General features: G+C 41.8%; 20 protein-coding genes and 4 tRNA genes. 16 read left to right on the top strand and 8 right to left on the bottom strand.

Annotated features, from left to right (window positions below):
• The first annotated feature begins 39 nt into the window (after nucleotides 1-39).
• The 3 genes from ACE01U_RS16160 (at nucleotide 40) to ACE01U_RS16150 (ending at nucleotide 2654) form a co-directional block, all read left to right on the top strand.
• Entirely contained in the window at nucleotides 40-966 is a 927-nt protein-coding gene (locus ACE01U_RS16160) for an FRG domain-containing protein (protein WP_279734104.1), read from the top strand.
• Nucleotides 967-976: 10 nt separating this feature from the next.
• Complete coding sequence (locus ACE01U_RS16155; RefSeq protein ID WP_395579946.1) at nucleotides 977-1489, top strand: DUF1543 domain-containing protein; 513 nt, start codon at nucleotides 977-979, stop codon at nucleotides 1487-1489.
• 172 nt (nucleotides 1490-1661) lie between these two features.
• Nucleotides 1662-2654, top strand: a complete 993-nt coding sequence (locus ACE01U_RS16150; protein ID WP_395579945.1) for a DUF2804 domain-containing protein — start codon at nucleotides 1662-1664, stop codon at nucleotides 2652-2654.
• A gap of 57 nt (nucleotides 2655-2711) precedes the next feature.
• On the opposite strand, the gene ACE01U_RS16145 is transcribed toward ACE01U_RS16150, so the two are convergent.
• On the bottom strand, nucleotides 2712-3587 hold the full coding sequence (locus tag ACE01U_RS16145; RefSeq protein ID WP_395579944.1) for a metal-dependent hydrolase: 876 nt from the start codon (nucleotides 3585-3587) through the stop codon (nucleotides 2712-2714).
• A 135-nt stretch (nucleotides 3588-3722) separates the two neighbouring features.
• Here ACE01U_RS16145 and ACE01U_RS16140 point away from each other — a divergent pair, with 135 nt between their 5' ends.
• The gene (locus ACE01U_RS16140) at nucleotides 3723-4745 is read left to right on the top strand and encodes an AraC family transcriptional regulator (RefSeq protein ID WP_395579943.1); all 1023 of its coding nucleotides are present in this window, start codon (nucleotides 3723-3725) and stop codon (nucleotides 4743-4745) included.
• Nucleotides 4746-4796: 51 nt separating this feature from the next.
• On the opposite strand, the gene ACE01U_RS16135 is transcribed toward ACE01U_RS16140, so the two are convergent.
• Entirely contained in the window at nucleotides 4797-6128 is a 1332-nt protein-coding gene (locus ACE01U_RS16135) for a Na+/H+ antiporter NhaC family protein (RefSeq protein WP_395579942.1), read from the bottom strand.
• 372 nt (nucleotides 6129-6500) lie between these two features.
• On the opposite strand from ACE01U_RS16135, the gene trpA reads away from it, so the two are divergent.
• Genes trpA through ACE01U_RS16115 form a run of 4 tightly spaced genes read left to right on the top strand, consistent with a single transcriptional unit; the run spans nucleotide 6501 to nucleotide 10481 of the window.
• A complete protein-coding gene (trpA, locus tag ACE01U_RS16130) occupies nucleotides 6501-7304 on the top strand; it encodes a tryptophan synthase subunit alpha (protein ID WP_395579941.1) in 804 nt (267 codons plus the stop codon).
• A complete protein-coding gene (gene accD / locus ACE01U_RS16125) occupies nucleotides 7301-8197 on the top strand; it encodes an acetyl-CoA carboxylase, carboxyltransferase subunit beta (protein WP_086210400.1) in 897 nt (298 codons plus the stop codon). Before trpA ends, accD begins: the two co-directional genes overlap by 4 nt.
• A complete protein-coding gene (folC, locus tag ACE01U_RS16120; RefSeq protein ID WP_395579940.1) occupies nucleotides 8194-9477 on the top strand; it encodes a bifunctional tetrahydrofolate synthase/dihydrofolate synthase in 1284 nt (427 codons plus the stop codon). Before accD ends, folC begins: the two co-directional genes overlap by 4 nt.
• On the top strand, nucleotides 9468-10481 hold the full coding sequence (locus ACE01U_RS16115) for an SPOR domain-containing protein (protein WP_395579939.1): 1014 nt from the start codon (nucleotides 9468-9470) through the stop codon (nucleotides 10479-10481). The genes folC and ACE01U_RS16115 overlap by 10 nt, the downstream gene beginning before the upstream one ends.
• 26 nt (nucleotides 10482-10507) lie before the next feature.
• On the opposite strand, the gene ACE01U_RS16110 is transcribed toward ACE01U_RS16115, so the two are convergent.
• From ACE01U_RS16110 to ACE01U_RS16100, 3 genes are all read right to left on the bottom strand, one after another.
• Nucleotides 10508-11083, bottom strand: coding sequence for a dual specificity protein phosphatase family protein (locus ACE01U_RS16110; RefSeq protein WP_395579938.1), 576 nt, complete (start codon nucleotides 11081-11083; stop codon nucleotides 10508-10510).
• Complete coding sequence (locus ACE01U_RS16105) at nucleotides 11080-11904, bottom strand: MBL fold metallo-hydrolase (protein ID WP_086210396.1); 825 nt, start codon at nucleotides 11902-11904, stop codon at nucleotides 11080-11082. Before ACE01U_RS16105 ends, ACE01U_RS16110 begins: the two co-directional genes overlap by 4 nt.
• A gap of 312 nt (nucleotides 11905-12216) precedes the next feature.
• Nucleotides 12217-12858: a peroxiredoxin gene (locus ACE01U_RS16100; protein WP_086210395.1), complete on the bottom strand. Its 642-nt coding sequence runs from the start codon at nucleotides 12856-12858 to the stop codon at nucleotides 12217-12219.
• Between the two features lie 746 nt (nucleotides 12859-13604).
• Between ACE01U_RS16100 and secA the strand changes: the two genes are divergently transcribed.
• The 8 genes from secA (at nucleotide 13605) to ACE01U_RS16060 (ending at nucleotide 20017) form a co-directional block, all read left to right on the top strand.
• A complete protein-coding gene (secA, locus tag ACE01U_RS16095; protein WP_395579937.1) occupies nucleotides 13605-16328 on the top strand; it encodes a preprotein translocase subunit SecA in 2724 nt (907 codons plus the stop codon).
• Nucleotides 16329-16518: 190 nt separating this feature from the next.
• Nucleotides 16519-16866: a hypothetical protein gene (locus ACE01U_RS16090; RefSeq protein WP_395579936.1), complete on the top strand. Its 348-nt coding sequence runs from the start codon at nucleotides 16519-16521 to the stop codon at nucleotides 16864-16866.
• Between the two features lie 157 nt (nucleotides 16867-17023).
• Nucleotides 17024-18244: a bifunctional glutamate N-acetyltransferase/amino-acid acetyltransferase ArgJ gene (gene argJ, locus ACE01U_RS16085; protein WP_395579935.1), complete on the top strand. Its 1221-nt coding sequence runs from the start codon at nucleotides 17024-17026 to the stop codon at nucleotides 18242-18244.
• A 144-nt stretch (nucleotides 18245-18388) separates the two neighbouring features.
• The gene (gene nadA / locus ACE01U_RS16080) at nucleotides 18389-19456 is read left to right on the top strand and encodes a quinolinate synthase NadA (RefSeq protein WP_086210391.1); all 1068 of its coding nucleotides are present in this window, start codon (nucleotides 18389-18391) and stop codon (nucleotides 19454-19456) included.
• A 154-nt stretch (nucleotides 19457-19610) separates the two neighbouring features.
• Nucleotides 19611-19687, top strand: a tRNA-Pro gene (locus tag ACE01U_RS16075).
• 46 nt (nucleotides 19688-19733) lie between these two features.
• Nucleotides 19734-19810 (top strand) — tRNA-Arg (locus ACE01U_RS16070).
• A 36-nt stretch (nucleotides 19811-19846) separates the two neighbouring features.
• Nucleotides 19847-19922: transfer RNA gene (locus ACE01U_RS16065), tRNA-His, on the top strand.
• Nucleotides 19923-19940: 18 nt separating this feature from the next.
• Nucleotides 19941-20017: transfer RNA gene (locus ACE01U_RS16060), tRNA-Pro, on the top strand.
• A gap of 128 nt (nucleotides 20018-20145) precedes the next feature.
• On the opposite strand, the gene yfiB is transcribed toward ACE01U_RS16060, so the two are convergent.
• From yfiB to yfiR, 3 genes are read right to left on the bottom strand one after another with little or no spacing between them, the layout of a single operon-like run.
• Nucleotides 20146-20625, bottom strand: a complete 480-nt coding sequence (yfiB, locus tag ACE01U_RS16055) for an outer membrane lipoprotein YfiB (RefSeq protein ID WP_151706850.1) — start codon at nucleotides 20623-20625, stop codon at nucleotides 20146-20148.
• An 8-nt stretch (nucleotides 20626-20633) separates the two neighbouring features.
• Nucleotides 20634-21857, bottom strand: coding sequence for a diguanylate cyclase DgcN/YfiN (dgcN, locus tag ACE01U_RS16050; protein ID WP_110975764.1), 1224 nt, complete (start codon nucleotides 21855-21857; stop codon nucleotides 20634-20636).
• 4 nt (nucleotides 21858-21861) lie between these two features.
• On the bottom strand, nucleotides 21862-22362 hold the full coding sequence (gene yfiR / locus ACE01U_RS16045; protein WP_086210388.1) for a regulatory sequestration protein YfiR: 501 nt from the start codon (nucleotides 22360-22362) through the stop codon (nucleotides 21862-21864).
• Nucleotides 22363-22639: the final 277 nt, after the last annotated feature.

The following is a 22639-nucleotide window of genomic DNA, read 5'->3' as shown; positions in this document are numbered from 1 at the left end:
TTGGAGCTTTATTTTTGTTGATTAATTGATGGAGAGGATATGGAAATTAAGGAGGGATTTGGTTTTAAAGAAATCATTTTAGAAAATGTGGATGAATTTATTGAACTCATTAGACCAGACAAAAAAAATATCAATCAATACTTAGAAAGTGTGAATGGTAAATTTATTTATCGCGGTCAAGCAGATTCAAATTGGGAATTAGAGCCTAGTTTATTCCGACATTCACCTGCAGACCAAATTTTATCAAACACATTTGATGGACTTTGTTTTATGTATTGGGTACGTTTAAAGGAATTTATAAACGGCTGTGATTTAAATTCATCAAAAATTCCTTTCGATTCCAAAGCTTTAAGAGATAATCATTTTAACGAGTTCGATAGTGCAGTTGTCTTTAAAACTAAGGCATGGCCGCATGCTGAATTGTATGAGTTAATCGCTTTTGCCCAGCATTATGGTGTATGGACAGAGTTTTTAGATTGGACAAAAAGTCCGTTGGTTGCATGTTACTTCGCTGCTTCTCAAGCTATCAAACAACCATCATTTGATGATCTATTGTCGGTTTGGATATTTGATACCGAAAAGGAAAATTTACTGAACAATGGTACTGAAAAAAACTTTGAAATTATTGAAGTTCCTAAAAGTGCTAATCAAAATATATCTTCTCAACTGGGTTGTTTTACTTTAGTTCGTCAAAACTTGGTTAGAGGAACAGCATTAACTTTTGAACAGAAACCTAAAAGAATTAAACAGCTTAAATTATTAAATGAGCTGGTTGCTGATAAAAAGATACAAGCATTATTAAAAATTTCTTTACCCCAAAAATATGCTGCTGAACTTTTACAATATTGTTCAGCTTATTCAATCAATGCCGCTACTATTTTTAGAGGAATTGAGGGGGCGGCAATTTATGCTAAAGAAAGCTTTGATATTGAAGCATTTAGAAGAAAAGTAACTTCATCAATTTAAAGGAAATAGAATGCCCAACCTATTTATGGTCATGCTTGGTGGCCGTCATGTACGTGCCAATACCGAAGTCCATGATGTTGTATTTGCAGTCGCTGATAGTTTAGAAGACAGTTACCCGCAACTTAAACATGCATGGTTTGGCGAACAAAAAGGCTTACATATAGATGCTTGGGCACGGCTAAATGGTGTTGAAAGTGCGGGGAAAAAATACCAAATACAATTTAGTGATGTTCAGCCTCAAGCCACAGATGAAAAATTGTGGCTCATAAATTTAGGTGGCTATGACACACGTGAATTTGGGGAGTTGCATCGTTATGTACTCGTTGTTGCTCCACATGCAGCGGAAGCCAAACAACTTGGCAAACTACATTTTGATCAAAAGTGGAAAAAGCAACATACAGATCGTGTTTTAGACGTCGATGACTGTATTGCGATTGATTGCATACATGGACGTTATGTGCTGTTGGTTGAAGCTGAGTTTGCACAGAATGTATGGGAAAATACGTATTTAATGTTGAATTAAGCTGAGTGCGTATTCAGTGCTAGGATGAAAACATAAAGACATCAAAATGTTAATCTGATTTCTTTTCATAAGAAGCTGATGAAAAAATAAACTAAATGCTGTTCAGTGCCAAAATTATAGGCATAATAAGCATACGGATATTAATTAACTTTTGCTTAAGGATAGAGCATCAATGGATTTGATACAGTCCAATGGACAACCCCATTATGGTCGGTTTAGTGAACTTCCAAAAACCATTGATTTAGATAAATATCAGTATAAAACTCCGTATGGTGAAGTGCTTACGGGATGGCGTAAGAAACTGAAATATAAAAAATTTAAGTTTTGCAGCATTCAACATGAACACTATACCATTGGTCTTGCAATTGCCGATATTGCTTGGGCAGGACATGGTTTTGTTTATATTTATGATCATCTTAAAAATGAAGTGCTTGAATGGAATGCAGTGAATTTTTTAGCACGTAAAACCGTATTGGATGAACAGCCTTTATATAATCAAAGCGTGTTTTCAAACTCGCCTTTCCAAATTGAAATTCAGCATGCCAATGGGGTGCGCTATGTTCAAGTCACCAAGTATGGTGAAATTAAACTGAGTGCACGTATTTTCTGTGCCAGTACAGAACCGCTTAGTATGTGTAGCCCAACAGGAATCAATGGTTGGACCTACACACAAAAACTCACAACTTTGGCTTGTGAAGGATTTTTTACCAATAAAGCAGGTCAGATAATCCAATTCAATGATCGGACATTGGCTTCTTTAGACGATACCTGTGGTTTTCTTCGACCTGAAACCGCTTGGTTTTGGTTATCATGCAATTTTTGGGATGCTGAGGGCAGACGCATTGGGCTCAATTTAGCTTCTGGTGTAAATGAAAGTTTTGGTAATGAAAACTGTCTGTGGATAAATGGAAAATTATACACAGTGAGTGATGTTTTGTTTCAGATGGAAGAAGAAGGTCGCTGGACGATTCGTTCGTTAGATGAGCGTTTGCATTTAACCGTGACGACGGGTTGGCGTCGGTTTGAAAACCTCAATTTACGTCTGGTCGGCAGCCAGTTTAGTCAGTGGCAAGCCAAGATTAGTGGTACGATCCAGCAGGGTGAGCAAGAGCTTATCTTTCTCAATGAATATGGCTTACTTGAACAGCATTATGCAAAGTGGTGACAGCGTAAATAAAAAACTGGCTCAGTGCCAGTTTTTTATTGGTTATGGTTTTTCACGTTATTTCCCAGCTTGCCAAAAAGCTTCGCCCGCTAAAATTGGATCATTCGTTTCTGCTAGAGTGTCGATCCAAACATCATACTGTGCAATCACAGGATGTTGATTTGGGTGAAAGTCTTTCTTAAACCAATCGAAATATTGCCCACGCATCCGAGACAGTATTCCTTTTTGTCCAAAGAACCATGGCAGCCCTTTACGCATCATTTGCAAACGTTGCAGGCGGCTAAAACCATCATGTTTGAGCATGACATCTGCGCGGTAGGTGGTGAAACCAAACATCATCACCGTGGTAAAGGCCAGTGCAAACAAACGGGTCACTTCTGGAACATGTCCGACTTGTTTCATGACATCAAACGCCACATCACGATGTTCCATCTCTTCAATGGCATGCCATGCAAATAAAGCACGTACATAGGGATGGGCTTCTGCTAAGGTTGTTTTGTGGCTATAAAACGTTTCTGCCATGAGTGCAGTTAAATGTTCCGCAGCGGCAGTCATCGCAATGTTGTATTGAGGCGAGCGTTTACTCAGTTCAAATTTAAAGATTTTATTTAAACGTTGAATAAATTGGTCAACGGGCATGCCTTGTTCTCGCATGACCTGATTCATTTTGTCATGGGCAATGCCATGTTGCGCCTCTTGTTTAATAAAATCGGTTACGCGCTGCGCTAAGTCAGGGTCTGTAATCTGATCGCGAAATAAACGCACGCTTTGAATAAAATAGCGTTCACCATCGGGAAATGTGAGGCTGAGTGCATCAAACATGCGGGTCCGAAATGGGTCGCCACCAAACCAAAAACGGGGCACTTCATCGAGCTTAAAATTAAGTTGGGTTCGTACAACCGGTTCAATAGGGGCACTAACAATGGCATTCATTTTGTTTTACTTCATTTGCCTTGGATGATTGCAGTATGTCGGAGAAAATACAGTTTGTTTTGACAGATATTGCCTTTTTTTATACATTTTACGCCAATATGAAAATGTCGCATGTCAAATAGCGGGTAGGCCGTCATGCAAGAATTACAAATTCCCAATGGTTATTTTCAGCTCTGGAATATGTACCTGATACAGCAGGACATTGATTTTCATCATCTCGATGTTTTAAATCCATATAAAGTGAACTTAGAGCATGTGCTCAGACTGCCGATTGATACTCAGTCGCCTTTTTCTTTTTTTCATACGATTTTACAGCTCACGCAAACGGAGTTGGACTGTCCACAGTTAACCATGGAAATGGCTAAGCTGATTCGTCCTGAACACTTTGGTGTACTAGGCTATATGGCGACTCGAAGTAATAGCGTGGCTGAAGCCTTACAGTATGTTATGCGCTTTAGTCGCTTGGTGATTGATGGGGCGGAAGTAACGCCGATTCACATGCAACAACAGGGCAATGAAATATGGCTGACATGGCCGTTCCACCATGAAAAATATGCAATGCTGAATGAAATGACCATGGCCTCGATGGTGCATTTGGCTAAGCAAATTTTCCCCGATCAATTACAGTTCTTAAAAATCCAAATGGCCCATTCTGCGCAGATGGCACTCTATCATTATCAAAAGTTTTATGGCTGTGAAGTGAGCTTTAATCAAGCCTGCTATGCCTATGTGATGAGTGCAGACAGTTTGAGCTTAAAATCGGGCTTTGCTGATCCTTCCTTAACACAGCTTTTACTGAAACAAGCAGAGGTTGCCATTGCACTCAAACCTCGTTATGAAAGCGTATTACAACAGATTCATAGTGCCGTGGCGGATTATCTTAAAGCACATGCGGAAGCCCCTAAAATCGAGCACATTGCAAGTGAGCTACATTGGTCTACGCGGACCTTACAGCGCCAGCTACGAGACTTAGGCAGTTCATTTAAGCAAGTGCTTGAATGTGAGCGTATGAAGCAGTGTGAGCAGTTGCTTCAACAAGATTTAAGTTTGACTGATATTGCCTTTCAACTCGGCTACTCGGGGCAGTCTGCTTTAGCGCGTGCTTATAAACAGCATAGTGGACAGACCTTATTACAGTTGAAACGACAACTGAAATAACAGCAGGAATAAAAAAGCGCCTTTGGCGAGGCGCTGAAATGTATGAAAGGATCAGACCGATTTCAGTCGTGGAAAACGGAACGCAATCGCAAGAATGGCAAAAATCGCCAGTATCCAACAGTAGTAAATGCTGCCGATGAGTTCGACAGGAGAAAGCTTTGCAATCGAGCAGGCCAATAAAAGTTGTGCGCCATAGGGAATCAGTCCTTGTACCACACATGAAAAGATGTCGAGTAAAGCGGCTGCACGTTTTGGGTCTACGCCATATTCTTTAGCAACTTCACGTGCCATATCGCCCGATAAAATAATCGCTACAGTGTTATTGGCCACAAAAATGTTGGAGAAAACCACTAAAAAGCTCAATCCAATTTCACCTGCACGCTCGCGACCGACTTTAAATAAACGGGTTAGGCTGTAAATGCGTTGAATAAGCCAGTCGAGTCCACCTTCTTTTTGCATAATGGTCGAAAGACCGCCTAAGAACATCGACAGTAACGCCACTTCAAACATACCGACAAAACCATCATAGATGGCTGTGTTGAGTTGAATGACTGTAAATTCTGGCTGTGCAATCAATCCCATCACTCCAGAGAGCACCACGCCAACCATGAGTACAGCAAGCACGTGTAAACGACTGAAGGCGAGGAAAAACACCACCACATAGGGCAATACCAGCCAAGGGTTAAAGTCTTTGGATTGAATACTTTCGGTTTGATGGATGCTAAAGACATAAATCGCGATCGTGACTAAAGCTGCAGGTACTGCAATCCAGACATTGACGCGAAACTTGTCTCGAAGCTGAACTTTTTGACTGGTGGTAGCGGCAATGGTGGTATCCGAAATCATTGACAGGTTATCACCAAACATTGCACCGCCTACGACTGCGCCTATGGCATAGACCGCAGCAATATCAGTGGCTTGAGAGAAACCAAAGGCAATCGGTGCACAGGCTGCAATCGTGCCCATCGAGGTGCCCATTGCTGTTGCAATAAACGCTGAAATAATAAATAGCATGGGCAGCACAAAGGCTGGTGGAATCGCAGACAAGCCCATTTGCACTGTAGCATCTACACTACCAATGGCACTGGTGGTACTGGCAAATGCGCCTGCCAGCATGAACACCATGAACATTAAGATGAGGTTCGGGTGACTTGCACCGCGCAGAAAGGTTTCGATGCCTTGATTCAGCTCACCGCGATAAATCAATACTGCCAAAATAATGGCAGGAATGGCCGCAACAGGCGCTTTCATTTGATAGAACGCAAACTCGGTTCCAATCACAGAATGGTAAATACCACTGCCTAAGAAAATGGCTAAAAAAACAATAAGCGGTAGTAGCGCAAGCGCACGTGCTTGCACTAAACCTGAGTTATCGGTGGTCATAGGAGATAGAGAAATGAAAGAATGTGCGTAGTATAATGCAGGTTTTGCTATTTCATAAAACTTTAAATGTAAAAGCTAAACCGCCTATTTTTATCATTTTTTTGCAAATAAAAATAAGTTTATCTAAAACTTAGACATTTTGGTATTTCCTAAAATTAGGCATCTTTGATCATTGAGAAAAAAACCGAAATATCAGTAAATGGTGCTTTACGGTTGTTCTGAAAATATTTGACGAAAAATGAATTGGAACGTGAACGCAATGTGCTCTATTCAATGAGTAAAAAATAGCGTTACAATGCAGCGTCTTGTATTTTTACAAAGCCAACTCCTCAGTAGTTTTAATTTTAAACAAGTTAAGGAAAGCACAACCCTATGTCACGTTTAGCCACTCGTTTTGGACAGCTTAAATCTCAACAGCGTAAAGCTTTGGTTTCTTATGTTATGGCTGGTGACCCTCATCCACAGGTAACAGTTCCTTTGTTACATCAGATGGTCGAGGCGGGTGTTGATGTGATTGAACTCGGTCTTCCATTTTCAGACCCTATGGCAGATGGTCCTGTGATTGCCCTTGCCGCAGAGCGCGCATTGGCAGGTGGCACCAATACCTTAGATGCTTTGAATATGGTCAAAGAGTTCCGTCAAAAGGATCAAGAGACCCCAGTGGTATTGATGGGTTATCTGAATCCAGTTGAAGTGATTGGTTATGAAAAGTTTGTATCGACTGCGCACGCATGTGGTGTCGATGGCATTCTACTGGTGGACTTACCACCAGAAGAAGCAACAGAGCTTGATCTTGTATTGAAGCAATTTGATATGGATCAAATCTTTTTACTAGCGCCAACCTCAACGGACGAACGCATTAAACATGTGGTGAAACAGGCGAGTGGTTTCATCTATTACGTGTCTTTAAAAGGGGTCACAGGTGCAGCAACTTTAGATGTTGCTGAAGCTGCAAACCGAATTGCAAAAATTAAAACAGAAACAGATATTCCTGTCGGTGTTGGTTTTGGGATCAGTGATGCGACATCTGCCAAAGCAATGGGCGGAGTGGCTGATGCTGTGATTGTTGGTAGTGCTTTTGTTAAGCAATTTGCAAGCTTAGCACCAGAACAAGCCGTGGTTGAAACGGTTAATAAAGTCAAGGAGCTTCGAGCAGCGCTCGATGAGTTAGTATGAGTCAAGATGTTAAATCAGGGAAAATCCTAAGCCCATCGACGCCATGGACTGAACGTGGTGTACCCGGTATTCAAGTACCTGATGAGCAAACCTCACTCAAGGCGACGTTTACAGAACCAACGATAGAATGCCCTGAGTGCCATGCACTTGTTACACGTACTGCAATGTCATTTAATGCTTATGTTTGCCCTCAGTGTGATGAACATTTGCGTATGAAAGCCCGGGATCGTTTGAATTGGTTCTTTGACCAAGTGCAAACAGAATTGGGACAAGAATTTAAAGCCAAAGATCCGCTAAAATTTGTTGACTCAAAGCCATATCCAGATCGTATGACTGAAGCACAGAGCAAAACGGGTGAAACTGAAGCCTTAGTTGTGATGCAGGGTTTGCTTAAAGGTATTCCTTTGGTTGCCTGTGCCTTTGAATTTGACTTCATGGGTGGTTCAATGGGTACGGTAGTTGGTGACCGCTTTGTGCAAGCAGCTGAAAAAGCCATTGCGGACAAACAACCTTTGATTTGCTTTGCTGCTTCAGGCGGTGCGCGTATGCAAGAAGGTATGTTGTCTTTGATGCAAATGGCGCGTACTTCAGCGGCTATCCAAAAAATGAAAGATGCAGGTCTGCCTTATTTAGTGGTGTTGACGCATCCTGTTTACGGTGGTGTAACGGCATCTTTAGCGATGCTCGGTGATGTGCATATTGCAGAGCCAAAAGCGATGATTGGTTTTGCGGGTAAACGTGTCATTGAACAAACTGTGCGTGAAAAGTTAGAAGAGCCGTTCCAACGTGCTGAATACTTGCTTGATCATGGTGTAATCGATCAAATTGTCCACCGTCACGCATTACGTGATACAGTTTATCGTATTGTCGCGAAACTGATGAATTTGTCTTGAACACAGCACCACTTGCAACAGACTCTTTAGCAACATGGCTCGATTATTGGGGCCATGTTCACGTTACGGGTATTGATTTAGGGTTGGAACGCGTCATTCCAGTAGCTGAAAAGCTTGGAGTGACACGACCTGATGCCAAAGTTTTAACTGTAGCGGGAACCAATGGAAAAGGTTCGACCACCACCACATTAGCTGCCATTTTAAATGCACAAGGCTATAAAGTGGGACTGTATCAGTCACCGCACATTTATCGTTTTAATGAACGAGTTAAATTGCGTGGGGTAGAGGTTGATGACCAAAGTTTGGTTGATGCTTTTGTGCAAGTGGATCAAGCGCGCCGTGATTGTGATTTAAGCCTCTCGTTTTTTGAGGCGACGACACTCGCGGCTTTTGTCATTTTTAAAGACCAAGCCTGTGATGTTTGGGTCCTTGAAGTGGGTCTAGGCGGTCGTTTAGATGTGGTCAATGTGATTGAGCCCGATGTTGCGGTGATCACCAATATTGGTTTAGACCATACTGACTGGTTGGGGGATACCATTGAAAAAATTGCCTTTGAAAAGGCAGGTATTATCCGTCCCAATATTCCTGTGGTGTTCGGCGGCTTACAACACATTCCTCAAGCGATTCTTGATAAAGTGGATGCTTGTGCTGCCACATTATATGCAGTGAATCGTGACTATTTTTATCAACCTAGTGAACATGATCGGTCGTGGATGTTTGCATCCTCTGGTACAACATTAAAATTACCGCAGGGTTCACTCGCGGTTGAAAATATCGCAACAGCCGTTGCTGCTGTTTTATTGAGTGGTTTAACTGTCACTCAAGCGGCTATTTCTGAAGGAATTCAAAACGCAAAATTGCAAGGTCGTTTTGAAATTCGCCAAATACAGAATAAAACCGTAATTTTTGATGCAGGGCATAACCCGCACGGTGTTGCTTTTTTATTAAATCAATTGCGAAATTTCCTAAAATACAATAAACAGTACACTGAAGTAGTCAGTGTTTTCTCAATGTTGACAGATAAAGATGTGAAATCTGTCACAGAGTTATTGAAAGACACCATACAAATGTGGAAAATTGCGGCATTAACTGTTCCGCGTGCAGCACCAATTGAACAATTGGATCAAGCATTGCTAGGACAACAGGTGCAGCACTTTGACAGTGTGAAATTGGCTTTTAAATCAGCGCTCGATGAAACAAAGAATAATCAGCTGATTTTGGTATGTGGTTCATTTCATACCTTAGAAGCGGTATGGGAGTATTTGGAAGAATGTCAATGAATAGCAAACAGCGTTGGATGGGTGGCGTTGTTTTATTAGGTGGTGGTGTCCTTTTGGCAGCATTACTTCTTAAAGGCAAAGAAGAAATACATCAAAATAATATTAAAACACCAGAGCTTGCGACACAATCTGTGCAACGTAATGCTGAAGGTGAGTTAGCTCAACCTCAGTCGTTAACGGTTGATGTTGAAACAGAAAAACGCTTACTGGAACAGCAACGTGTCGCACGTGAAAAATCAGTTGCTGAACAAGAAGCTCGTGCGGCTGAATTTTTAGCGATGCAGCAACAAGCCGAAGCCGATGCTGCACGTAAGGCCGCAGAAGAGTATGCTGCGCTGAATGCACATCGCAATGCCGCACAGCAAAGCTCGGACAACATTCCACCCGAATTGGTTGAGGATGAAAAAGCCAAGCAACAACGAATTGTTGCGGACAAAGCGGCTGAACTAAAGAAGTTGGAACAGCAAAAGCTACAAGCGCATACTGAGGCTGAAAAAGCAGCTGCTGCAAAAAAACTGACTGAGCAAAAAGCCTTAGCGGAAAAGCAAGCGCTTGAAGATAAAGCCAAACGTGAAGCTGAGGCTAAACGTAAAGCAGAAGACGAGCGTAAGGCTGAAGCGAAAAAAGAAGCCGAACGTAAAGCCGATGCTGAGAAAAAAGCGGAAGACAAACGTAAGGCAGATGAAAAGCGTAAAGCTGATGAAGCCAAGAAGAAGGCGGAAGCTGAAAAAGCGCGTGATTTGCTTGAGCATGGCGATAAGCAGTGGATGGTACAAGTGGCATTGGCTGCCAATGAAGCCAATGCAGATGCTCTGGCTGCCAAGCTTCGTGCTAAGGGCTATAAGGTCACTAAAAGTCCAACCTCTAAAGGCGTGCGGATTATGGTGGGACCATCCAAAGACCGTGATACTGCCGATGCAGCTCGCAAGAAGATTACCTCAGATGCAAGCCTCGGCATGAAGTCAGCTTGGGTGATTGACTGGGTGCCACTGGACAAACGTTAAGATTGGGTTTAACCCAATTGCCTTCACTAAGATGGATTCAACAGTTGCTGTTGAATCCATTTTATATTTTCAGGGCTAAATAAAGGCTCAATATTTTGCCAAATCGGATGAAAACCATAACCACCATGTTTCATCTCAGCCAAGGCATCAGCGGTAGACCAGTTTTGAAAAATAATGCGGTACATCGCCACGCTGGCGCCTGTGCGGTCTGAACCATGGTAGCAATGCAGTAAAACTTTTTGCTGATTTTGCTCTGCATGTTGAATTTTCTGCATCACCTTTAATAAATCGTCTCGGTCAATCGCCCATGTATGAATTGGGATATGCACTAGTTCAAACCCTTGGTTGGACAGTTTTTTTAGGTCTTGATTGCGCGAGCGTAAATTAATAATCACATCAATTTGCTGTGCTTTTAAACTTGGAACTAAATCTTGATCGGGTTGCTCACTCCGAAAAACAGTTTCGCTGATTTGATAGAAGTTATGCGCAGGTTGGATCGACTGTCCCCAGTGTTGTGGGCGCTCTGTCTCTGGCAGCGCAGATGTAGTCATACAGCCAGAAATACTGACACACAGAGAAAGCATAACAAGGTATTTGGTCATAGGATCAGGCTCTGATGGTATGAGAGTTCAACAGGGTCATGCGCACAAAAGATTTCGATACTGGGTTCAGACTGTGCCAATTGTTGAATTTTATGCAGGTTGCTTAAACGCTGTGAATTATCTTCGGCAAAAAATACTTCCAAGGCATTTAAGCTGCGAAGTTTGTTCTGGGGATTGAGTTCTAAGTGAGAGTAGTAGGCATCACCGCAGAAGAGTTTCCAACCCTGTTGGGTTTTAATGGCAATGCCACAGTGACCTTCAGTATGCCCAAACAGCGGAATCAAAAGAATCTCATTATGAAATAAGTCAAACCCTTGCACTTGAGTCAAATTAAACCATGCGTCACCGTGGATCGGCTCAATAAAGTGCCAATGGCGATGCTGCTGAAATTGTTGTGTTTTATAGCGCGCTTTATTTTTTAATGATTTCAGGTTTTGTGCAGCATTATATTCGTTAGACAGGATATGCACCGTTGCGTTGGGAAAGTCAGAAATGCCACCTGCATGGTCAAAATCCAGATGTGAAACCAAAATATGTTTAACATCTTTCGGGCTAAAGCCAAGTTTTTGGATTTGTGCAATTGCAGTTAATTCTAAGTTTTGTTCAATTTTTCCAATCCGAGCCACTAACTGCCCCAAACGCTGTTTGGTGTGTAGATAGTCTTGTATGCCTAAGCCTGTATCAATCAGCACCAGCCCTTGATCTGTTTCAACCAAAAGACAATGACACACCACCTTGGCTTGAAAACCTTTTTGGCCGAAGAGCGGAGCACAAACTGGACACATAGTGCCACAATGTAAATGGTGAATGTTATAAATCATAAAGTCATTTTTATCGTGTTGTTTGGACTGTTATAGCGGAAGATTTGAGTTTTAACAGTTTGATTTTGTTAAAGAGTCATGTGTGCCTGCTTTAAGCGGAAAAAAGCCTGTCGATTGACAGGCTTTCAAAAGTTCAAACTCGGCTCGTCATTGGAGTTTGAAATTATCATACAAGGTAACTCAGAACGTATTTTTATGGGTTAGTTTCCTCTTTGGATTGCTTGGAGTTCAGTACCCCCCATTTTTTGTTTTCAATCGGCCTGCTCGGTCAAAACTTCGGGCTTCGCTTGTCTAGTGCAAGAGCAGAGTATTTTATCCTTGCTCAGGCTGTGGAGTCAGGCGTAAATATGGGGTGACTGCTTTATAGCCTTTCGGAAAGCGCTGTGCGATCTCCGCTTCATCTTTGAGTGATGGCACAATCACCACATCATCGCCCTGTTGCCAGTTTGCTGGGGTTGCAACTTTGTGATGATCGGTCAGTTGCAGTGAGTCAATCACGCGTAAGATTTCATGGAAATTACGACCTGTTGATGCAGGATAGGTGATAATCAAACGGACTTTTTTGTTTGGGTCGATAATCACCAAAGAGCGAACCGTTAATGTTTCACTGGCATTGGGATGGATAAAACCATATAGCTCAGACACTTTTCGGTCTTGGTCGGCAATGATCGGGAAGTTCACGGTAGTATTTTGGGTTTCATTGATGTCTTTGATCCAGCCATGATGTGACTCGACATCATCGACTGAGAGGGCAATGGCTTTTACACCACGCTTTTCAAATTCATCTTTGAGTTTTGCGGTAAAGCCAAGCTCGGTGGTACATACTGGCGTGTAGTCAGCAGGATGTGAAAAAAGTACTCCCCAGCTATCGCCTAAAAATTGATAAAAATCAATTTCGCCTTCGCTCGAAGCCTGTTGGAAATTGGGTGCGATATCGCCTAAACGTAAACTCATAGTAAACCTCAAATTATCTTTATGTCTATGGAATGAACATCACTATGGCGCAATTTCTTTTGCATGAAAAATAGTGTTTTATTATTTGTTTATACAAAATACTCATAATGAGGCGGATAGGGGTTCTGTATTTAGGCATATCAAAGATGATCTCATTTTTTGCTCTAGAGACCGTTTATTTGCATGTTTACTAACGGTATTTAAACGAAATTATTTCTGCTCTACAGTGTGTAACTATATCTAGCGTCTCAAAAAAGTCTTACACAGCGGAAAGTGGCGCTGTCTCAGGCTCTCGAACAGGAGTTAGCTCAAGGTCAGAATACGAATGCGAGTAATGTCTATAATATTACCTGTGTACAGCTCGTTCCAATTCTCACTGCGATGCGAGCCAATGATGAGCAGCTTTTAGATTTTCTACAGAGCATGAATCCAAGTCAGTCCAACAATGGAGTGAAAGGTTCGCTGCGGCAAAATCCAGCGCATGAAAGCAAAACCTTGAACAACTGCAAACAATTAAAGTCGCTACTTTAAAAAAGACTGTTGAATCCTGATGAGTTCGGATGAAATCTCTATGTCGGCTGTTTAAAATTTGTTACATTAGTTTGCCTTAGATTCGACGGGCTAGAAACAATGAATAGATTTTTTAAATGGTTTTGTGTAAAGCCCTTGTACTTCAAATTTCTAGCACCATAATAACGACTAAGAAAACATATTCATTTGACAAGCAAGATTTAGAGAGTCTATTCATGTTGGCAAGTCTGATCGGAGGAATCTTCGGTACCAAAAATGAGCGCGAACTCAAACGCATGCGTAAAATCGTAGACAAGATTAATGCGCTCGAGCCGACGATATCCGCTCTTGGCGATGCAGACTTATCTGCAAAAACTGAAGAATTTAAACAACGCTATAACAAGGGCGAAAGCCTCGATAAATTACTCCCAGAAGCATTTGCTGTCTGCCGTGAAGCAGCTAAGCGTGTAATGGGCATGCGTCATTACGATGTACAGTTGATCGGTGGTATTACCTTACACGAAGGTAAAATTGCAGAGATGCGTACAGGTGAAGGTAAAACCCTGATGGGTACCTTGGCGTGTTATTTAAACGCGATTAGTGCTCAAGGTGTTCACGTCATTACTGTGAATGACTACTTGGCACAGCGTGACGCTGAATTAAACCGTCCGCTCTTTGAATTCTTGGGTTTAAGCATCGGGATTATCTATTCCATGCAAGATCCAACAGAGAAAGCTGAAGCCTATCGTGCTGATATTACTTACGGTACCAACAATGAATTTGGTTTCGATTACTTGCGTGACAACATGGTGTTCTCGCTTGCTGAGAAAAAGCAGCGTGGTTTGATCTATGCCATCATTGACGAAGTCGATTCGATCTTAATTGATGAAGCACGTACGCCGTTGATCATTTCAGGTCAAAGTGATGACTCTTCACAGCTGTATGCTGCAATCAACAGCATCCCACCTAAACTGCATGCGCAGAAAGAAGAAAAAGTTGCGGATGGTGGTCACTTCTGGATTGATGAAAAGCAACGCTCTGTTGAAATGACTGAGGTTGGTTTTGAAACGGTTGAAAATGAACTGATTGAGATGGGCTTGTTGGCTGAAGGTGAAAGTCTATATTCATCGACCAACCTGAACTTGGTTCACCATGTGACTGCTGCCATTCGTGCACATTACTTATATCAACGCAATGTGCACTACATCATCAATGATGGTGAGGTGATCATTGTCGATGAAAACACAGGACGTACCATGCCTGGTCGTCGCTGGTCTGAAGGTTTACACCAAGCAGTTGAAGCAAAAGAAGGCTTGGAAATCCAGCCTGAAAACCAAACGCTCGCAACGACAACCTTCCAAAACTATTTCCGTCTATACAAAAAGCTTTCGGGTATGACTGGTACTGCCGATACTGAAGCTGCGGAAATGAAAGAAATTTATGGTCTAGATGTCGTCATCATTCCGACGCACCGCCCAATGATTCGTCTTGATCAAAACGATTTAATTTATTTAAATCGTAATGGTAAATACAACGCGATTATTCAAGAAATTCAACGCGTGCATGAGTCTGGTGTAGCCCCAATTCTAATTGGTACAGCAACCATTGAAGCGTCTGAGATTCTCTCGGATAAATTGAAAGAAGCAGGCATTCAGCATGAAGTGTTGAACGCAAAACAACACGAACGTGAAGCGGATATTATTGCACAAGCGGGCGCACCGCGTGCAGTAACCATTGCAACCAATATGGCAGGTCGTGGTACAGACATTCTGCTTGGTGGTAACTGGAAAGCTTTACTGGCAAAAATTGAAAACCCAACCCCTGAAGATGAAGCGCGCTTAAAAGCCGAATGGGAACAAAGCCATGAAATGGTATTGAGTTCTGGTGGCTTACACATCATTGGTTCTGAGCGTCACGAATCACGTCGTATTGATAACCAGCTTCGTGGTCGTGCAGGTCGTCAGGGTGACCCTGGTGTGTCGCGTTTCTATCTGTCTCTTGAAGATGACTTGATGCGTATCTTTGCGGGTGATCGTGTTGTGGGCATGATGCGTGCGATGGGCTTACAAGAAGATGAAGCCATTGAGCATAAAATGGTGTCACGTTCGATTGAAAATGCGCAGCGTAAAGTTGAAGCACGTAACTTCGATATTCGTAAGAACTTATTGAAATACGATGACGTCAACAACGAACAGCGTAAAATTATTTACTCGCAACGTGATGAAGTTTTGGCAGAAAGTACATTGCAAGATTACATCGAAGAGATGCAACGTGATGTGATGCAAGGCGTAATTTCTAACTATATCCCACCTGAGTCAATTCATGATCAATGGGATATTGACGGGCTTGAAAAAGCATTACGTGAAGACCTCGCGATTGATTTGCCAATCAACCAATGGTTGGAAGATGACCGTCGTTTAGATGAAGAATCTTTGGTTGAACGTATTACTGATGAAGTGGTACAGCGCTACCGTAGTCGCCGTGAACAAATGGGGGATGAAACAGCAGCAATGCTTGAGCGTCACTTCATGTTGAACTCGCTGGATCGTCACTGGAAAGATCACTTGGCGGCAATGGACTATTTACGTCAGGGTATTCACTTGCGTGGTTATGCACAGAAAAATCCTGAGCAAGAGTACAAAAAAGAAGCGTACAACTTATTTGTAAATATGTTGGCGATTATCAAATCAGACGTTGTAACTGATTTGTCTCGTGTGCATGTACCAACGGCTGAAGAGCTCGCTGAAATGGAAGCACAGAAGCAAGCTCAAGCTGAAGCGATGCAATTGAACTTGTCACATGCCGACTTTGATGGTTTATTGGCCGATGATCAAAACCACTTTGCAGAAGTAGATGCACAATACGAACCAGTAGAAGCATTTGCTGCACCTGCGAGTCGTAATGCACCTTGCCCATGTGGTTCAGGTCTGAAATACAAACAATGTCACGGTAAAATCTAAACATGGCGTAATAAAAAGCAGAACTTTGGTTCTGCTTTTTATTGGAATGGCTAAAAAATTCTCATGGAGCTAAATTACATATTGCTTATGATGCCAGCTAAAGCGTTGCAGAATGTGAATAGCAATTGCAGTCTTAGTCATTAAATGCTATTTAGTTGCTCATTATCTAAATCTCTAAAGTGGAAAGACAATGAAAAAAGTATTAAAACCAATCATGATCGTAGCTTTAGTGCTTCCAACTTTTGCACTTGCAGACACCACTACCGAAGCTAAAGTCCAACAAGCACGTGGCACAACCACAGCGCCTGCGGCACAGGCCAATGGCAATATTACGGTACAAAGTCCACGTACAGGCATTCGTTATACTTTTCCTAACCCAAATCAACGTCCTGTCGTATTACAAACAGCGGCTATTGCTCCGGTGAATGCAGTCACAGTGAATCGTATCGTGGCTTCAAATCCAGCACTTTCCCCTGTAAGCCAAGAAAATGCTAAACAAGCACTGTTGTCTGAGTCGGCACAGCTTGCTTCAAATTAATCGTATTTTCAAATATAAAACCAATCTTCGGATTGGTTTTTTTATGTCAAAAATGAACTCACTTTGAAAAGTGAAAACAAACAAAGTCTTCTGCTCGATTTTTTCTGAAAATTCTAATAAGCTGTGGTTTTTCTAACAAATGAATTGGACGTTTAAAATGCCAGTAGGTGACGTATCAATGCCACAAATGCACGTGGTGAAAGGGGTGAGAATCGGAACGGCTGAAGCTTATGTGCGCTATCAGAACCGACGAGATCTTGTCATTTTCGAATTTGCTGAAGGAACCAACGTTGCGGGTGTTTTTACCCAAAATGCCTTTTGTGCAGCACCTGTGCATGTGTCTAAAGCGCACTTACAACAAGCAAATCCACGTTACCTTGTCATTAATACAGGGAATGCCAATGCAGGCACAGGTAAAACTGGTCTAGCAAATGCCCAAAGCACTTGCACAAAACTGGCTGAACTTGCCGATGTAAAGGCGAACGAAATCCTGCCATTCTCAACTGGGGTAATTGGTGAGCAATTGCCTTTAGAACGTTTGTGTAGTGGTTTACAGCCTGCTTTAAATAGTTTGAGTGCTGACGCTTGGGGCGACGCTGCTACTGGTATTATGACGACTGACACAACTCCGAAAGGCGCATCTGAACAGTTCGAGCTAGATGGCATCATTTATACCATGACGGGTATTTCTAAAGGTGCAGGTATGATTCGTCCAAACATGGCCACCATGTTAGGTTATGTTGCAACTGATGCACCTATCAGCCGTAATTTGGTTCAGCAACTTTTGAGTGAAACAGCGAATGTTTCGTTCAACAGAATTACCATTGATGGTGATACTTCGACCAATGATTCATGTATCTTTGCAGCCACAGGACAAGCTGGTGGTATTGAAATTCAGTCCACAAATGATCCACGTTATGCTGTAGTCTTAGATGTATTGACCCGTATAATGAAACGCCTTGCACAACTGATTGTACGCGATGGTGAAGGTGCAACTAAGTTTATTACGGTTGCAGTTGAAGGTGGGAATGATACACAAGAGTGTTGCGATATTGCCTATAGTATTGCACATTCGCCTTTGGTGAAAACTGCAATTTTTGCATCAGATCCGAACTGGGGACGCATCTTGGCTGCGATTGGTTATGCGGGTGTTAAAAATTTAGATGTTGAAAAAATCCAAGTTTGGTTAGATGATGTGCAAATCTGTAAGGATGGTGGAGCGGCAGTTGATTACACGGAAGCAGAAGGTGCTCGTGTAATGTCGCAAGCGGAAATGACCATTCGTGTGGACCTTGGACGCGGAGCGGCGAAAGACACAGTCTATACCTGTGACTTATCTTATGATTATGTGAAGATTAATGCGGACTACCGCTCTTAATCTGAACATGCTCAAGAAAGCCTCCATTGGAGGCTTTTTTATCTTGAGTGCTTTTGAATGATTGGTCAAAAGCCTAAATGCCATTTGACCAATAAATTGAGTGTGGGAATTGCTTGTTGATAAGCATGAAGGGATGGATGAATGATGAACAATGCGACCAATTTAATTGCCAATGAAGCAAAATCAATTGTGCAGGCGCATTTGGACCGTTTGGGTGAGACCAAAGAGTCACAGCTGAGCGAGGAGGCAAAACAGGAAAAATTTGCCCTAATCTTGGCTGAGCTGAAAAAACGCGATGCAGTTTTGGTAGCACATTACTATTGCGATCCAGAAGTGCAGGAATTGGCCGAGTTAAGTGGTGGCTGCGTATCCGACTCATTGGAAATGGCACGTTTTGGTCGTGATCATCCGGCATCTACCTTAGTGGTGGCGGGCGTTAAATTTATGGGGGAAACTTCAAAGATTTTATCGCCAAATAAAACCATTCTCATGCCCACTTTGGAAGCCACATGCTCTTTAGATTTGGGCTGTCCAGTCGATGAGTTTAGCCAGTTTTGTGATGCACATCCTGATCATACCGTTGTGGTTTATGCCAATACTTCAGCCGCAGTGAAAGCCCGTGCCGATTGGGTGGTGACTTCAAGCTGTGCAGTTGAGATTATTGAGCACTTAGATAGTTTGGGTGAAAAAATTATTTGGGCGCCCGATCAGCATTTGGGACGTTATATCCAAAAGAAAACAGGTGCAGACATGTTACTTTGGGATGGGGCATGTATTGTGCATGAAGAGTTCCGTGCGCGCGGTATTGCTCAAATGAAAGCACTTTATCCAGATGCTGCTGTTTTGGTCCATCCAGAGTCACCTGAATCTGTGGTTGATATTGCCGATGCTGTCGGGAGCACATCACAACTGATTAAAGCTGCTCAGACTTTGCCACATGAGCGATTGATCGTTGCGACGGATCGGGGTATTTTCTACAAAATGCAACAAGCCGTACCCAACAAAATTTTAGTTGAAGCCCCGACAGCAGGTGAGGGTGCAACTTGTCGGTCTTGTGCACACTGCCCGTGGATGGCAATGAATGAGCTAGATGGTATTTTGGAGGTTTTACAAAAAGGGGATCAAGAAATTTTTGTTGATCCTGCTTTGGCAGAACGTGCAAAACTACCTTTAGATCGGATGTTGGATTTCAGTGCATCATTAAAACGTTAAATTTTGTATAAAAAACAGCTGAAACGCTTGATTAATATACATTTGACGTGATTTTTTTACTTTTTTTAAATATAGGTGTTGACGTTATCAAGCGTCGCGCCTAGAATGCACACCGTACCGAACGAGATGTTCGATACGAAAAGCTGAGATGAATCGGAGCATAGCACAGCCTGGTAGTGCACCTGGTTTGGGACCAGGGGGTCGTAGGTTCGAATCCTACTGCTCCGACCAATTCTTCAAGGCAAGGTTTTCCATAATACCTCGTATTATTGGTCATGCGCCTGTAGCTCAGTTGGATAGAGCATCCGCCTTCTAAGCGGATGGTCACAGGTTCGAATCCTGTCAGGCGCGCCATTTGGTAGCTTGGTATATAAGAACCGAAACATGATGGTGGATGTAGCTCAGTTGGTAGAGCCCTGGATTGTGATTCCAGTTGTCGCGGGTTCGAATCCCGTCATTCACCCCAACTTTAAAAAGTTGAAATCGGAGCATAGCACAGCCTGGTAGTGCACCTGGTTTGGGACCAGGGGGTCGTAGGTTCGAATCCTACTGCTCCGACCATTTATTAAAATGGTCGAGATAAAGATACCGCGTTAAGCGGTTTTTTTATGCCTGAAATTTAGTGAAGTGCGTAAAAAAAGCCTTCGTGATGAAGGCTTAATTTAAGATACAAGCGAAGCAGATAATGTTTAAGGAATAATAATAATATTCACACGACGATTCAACGCTCGATTTTCTTCACTGTTATTTTCAACCAGTGGTTGTGAAGCACCACGACCAAGGGACTGAATATTTTGAGTTTTGAATCCTGTTTCAATAAAGATTTGACTGACGCTAGCTGCACGTTTTTCTGACAGTGTTTGATTATATGCTGGGTCTCCAATATTATCCGTATGTCCGACCACTTTGATTGTATTCAGATTATATTGTTGAAGTTGTTTTGATAGTGCCTCTAGCGGAGGCTTTTGAGCGGCTTGAATATCGGATTGGTCAAAGCCAAACAATAATTTTTCAGGCAGTCTCAGCGTCCAGCCTTCTTCGGTCAGGGTAAAGCCTTGTTTCTTCAACATGCGCGCCTGTTTATAGTTGAGATGTCCTAAACTAAGGCAGCCAGATAGGATGGTCATAAGACTTGTGACGATAATTAATTTATAAAGATGTTTTAGCATACGGCTTCCTAATAAATATCTTGACAGGGGGTGATATACCACCCTTGAGCTAAGTTTTTGGCTTTATACATGGCATTATCGGCTTCAGCAATCAGGTCTTCGGGCGTTGTTGCACATTTGGAAAAGGCCACGCCAATACTGAAACTGAAATAAATTTGTTGTTGGTCGAAATTCAGGGGAGCTCGGCTACATGCAATTAAGTGCTCACAGATCTGCTCTAAGTGCTCATAATGTTTGATATTGCGAACGAGAATAGCAAACTCATCTCCACCTAATCGTGCAACGACATCATAATTACGAACATTCTTCTTTAAGCGTAGAGCCATTTCTTTTAAAACTGCATCGCCTGCTAAATGCCCATAAGCATCATTAATATCTTTGAAATTATTATTATCAATAAAGAATAATGCAGTTTGATTTTCCTCTAGATTTTCAAACTGATTACATAAAATATTGTAGAAATAATGTCGGTTTGGTAGCTCTGTTAGTTGGTCGTGTAGAGCTTTATGAGATAGCAGTGAATTTTCGCTTTGTAGTTTTTCATTGGTGCGTTGCACCTTGTCTAGCAAATTGTTAAAAGCACCACTAATCACTCGAAATTCATAAATGGGTGAAGATGGCAGTCGGGCTTGGTAATTGGTATCAAGATTTAAACTTTCAACGGTGTTAACCATAGGTTGAATAGAGTGCATCAGTTTTCGATAGGTAGAATGTACTAACCACAGCATCACTAATAGAATAATAAAAATACCAATAGATAAGCAGATCAACATCTGAAAGAAAAAACTCATCAGTTGATTTGCACTACCATGAATAATCAAAGTGCCGTACTGGTTATTTTTGTGCTTAATGCTTTGACTAACAGGATCTGCAAAAAAGACCCGATTAAATAGATTCTCCAGCCATGCAAACTCAGTTCGATTTTTGTACACGGCTGCAAGAGTATCGCCTTGCATGTCCTTTACCACAATTGCGCGTATTGGATACTGTTGAATGTGGTTGTTCAGTGTTTGTTGTAGTGTAATACGGTCATTAAAAATGACTGCGGGTTGGATTTGTTCACTTAGGGTTGCACTCAAGATATTTAAGCTTTGCTTGGCATAGGTGTTCATGGTGTAACTTGAAATAACAATAAAAATTAAGCTACAAATACCAAGTGTCAGTGAAAAAATTAGCAATTGGGACTGACTAAAAATCTTTTGTAAAGATGTGTTGTAGTGCTTACGAAACATTGTGTTAAGGCTCCGTAGATTTTGCTAATAATAAAACACGCGGATCTACATGAGCACGCGATTGAGAAAGGCTGCTTAAATTCACTTTAAAAGAAGTTCTAGTTTTACTCTGGTATAAGCAAAAAGCACTGCCTAATTCACATTCAGCATTATTCGAACTGAATGTAAGGGGCGCATCTTTTAAACTATTAATAATATTTTGCTCTTCACGAGGTGTATATGTTGAGAAAAAGACTGCATTACACATCACTTTATTGAGTTCAGATAAGTTAATAGCTTGAATTTGGTAAGCGCTTTTGAGTTGCTGATTGACTTGTGCAAACTGATTAGAGAGTTGAGTGTTATTTAAAATACATAAAGAAACAGGATTTGGGGTATTCCATCGAACATAGCTTAAGATAGTCAATGTGGTCGTGGGGAGATTAAGTTGAGGTTGTGCCTGTGCCTGTGAAATCATTACACAAGACAAGAGAACACAATAAATTCTGTATTTAAAAGCTGTCATTATTCATTTTGCTTGGCAGCGAGATAGAGCATATCTTAACGAAAAATAAACAAGGATAGTAAAAAATGCTTTAATAATCGTCAAAAACAACAAATTTGACTAAAAAACACCCATTCAAGATAATAAATGCTGTAAAGGGGTTGTGTAGTATTAGGAATGGTGTAGAATGCACATCCATCGGCGGTGATGAAGATTAAAACTTCTGATAAAACAGCAACTTAGTTGAAATTAATTGAGTTGGGTTTTAGAAAGAGAGTTTAAAATAATTTAAATTACC

The organism is Acinetobacter halobius (assembly GCF_044130335.1).
GTDB lineage: Bacteria > Pseudomonadota > Gammaproteobacteria > Pseudomonadales > Moraxellaceae > Acinetobacter.
Note: the sequence above shows the minus strand (reverse complement) of the source record. Positions and strands in the feature narration are given on the sequence as shown.

Coding starts and splice junctions, on each gene's coding strand:
- ACE01U_RS16160 (WP_279734104.1), top strand. CDS start 40: ATGGAAATTAAGGAGGGATTTGGTTTTAAAGAAATCATTTTAGAAAAT.
- ACE01U_RS16155 (WP_395579946.1), top strand. CDS start 977: ATGCCCAACCTATTTATGGTCATGCTTGGTGGCCGTCATGTACGTGCC.
- ACE01U_RS16150 (WP_395579945.1), top strand. CDS start 1,662: ATGGATTTGATACAGTCCAATGGACAACCCCATTATGGTCGGTTTAGT.
- ACE01U_RS16145 (WP_395579944.1), bottom strand. CDS start 3,587: ATGAATGCCATTGTTAGTGCCCCTATTGAACCGGTTGTACGAACCCAA.
- ACE01U_RS16140 (WP_395579943.1), top strand. CDS start 3,723: ATGCAAGAATTACAAATTCCCAATGGTTATTTTCAGCTCTGGAATATG.
- ACE01U_RS16135 (WP_395579942.1), bottom strand. CDS start 6,128: ATGACCACCGATAACTCAGGTTTAGTGCAAGCACGTGCGCTTGCGCTA.
- trpA (WP_395579941.1), top strand. CDS start 6,501: ATGTCACGTTTAGCCACTCGTTTTGGACAGCTTAAATCTCAACAGCGT.
- accD (WP_086210400.1), top strand. CDS start 7,301: ATGAGTCAAGATGTTAAATCAGGGAAAATCCTAAGCCCATCGACGCCA.
- ACE01U_RS16115 (WP_395579939.1), top strand. CDS start 9,468: ATGTCAATGAATAGCAAACAGCGTTGGATGGGTGGCGTTGTTTTATTA.
- ACE01U_RS16110 (WP_395579938.1), bottom strand. CDS start 11,083: ATGACCAAATACCTTGTTATGCTTTCTCTGTGTGTCAGTATTTCTGGC.
- ACE01U_RS16105 (WP_086210396.1), bottom strand. CDS start 11,904: ATGATTTATAACATTCACCATTTACATTGTGGCACTATGTGTCCAGTT.
- ACE01U_RS16100 (WP_086210395.1), bottom strand. CDS start 12,858: ATGAGTTTACGTTTAGGCGATATCGCACCCAATTTCCAACAGGCTTCG.
- secA (WP_395579937.1), top strand. CDS start 13,605: ATGTTGGCAAGTCTGATCGGAGGAATCTTCGGTACCAAAAATGAGCGC.
- ACE01U_RS16090 (WP_395579936.1), top strand. CDS start 16,519: ATGAAAAAAGTATTAAAACCAATCATGATCGTAGCTTTAGTGCTTCCA.
- argJ (WP_395579935.1), top strand. CDS start 17,024: ATGCCAGTAGGTGACGTATCAATGCCACAAATGCACGTGGTGAAAGGG.
- nadA (WP_086210391.1), top strand. CDS start 18,389: ATGAACAATGCGACCAATTTAATTGCCAATGAAGCAAAATCAATTGTG.
- yfiB (WP_151706850.1), bottom strand. CDS start 20,625: ATGCTAAAACATCTTTATAAATTAATTATCGTCACAAGTCTTATGACC.
- dgcN (WP_110975764.1), bottom strand. CDS start 21,857: ATGTTTCGTAAGCACTACAACACATCTTTACAAAAGATTTTTAGTCAG.
- yfiR (WP_086210388.1), bottom strand. CDS start 22,362: ATGACAGCTTTTAAATACAGAATTTATTGTGTTCTCTTGTCTTGTGTA.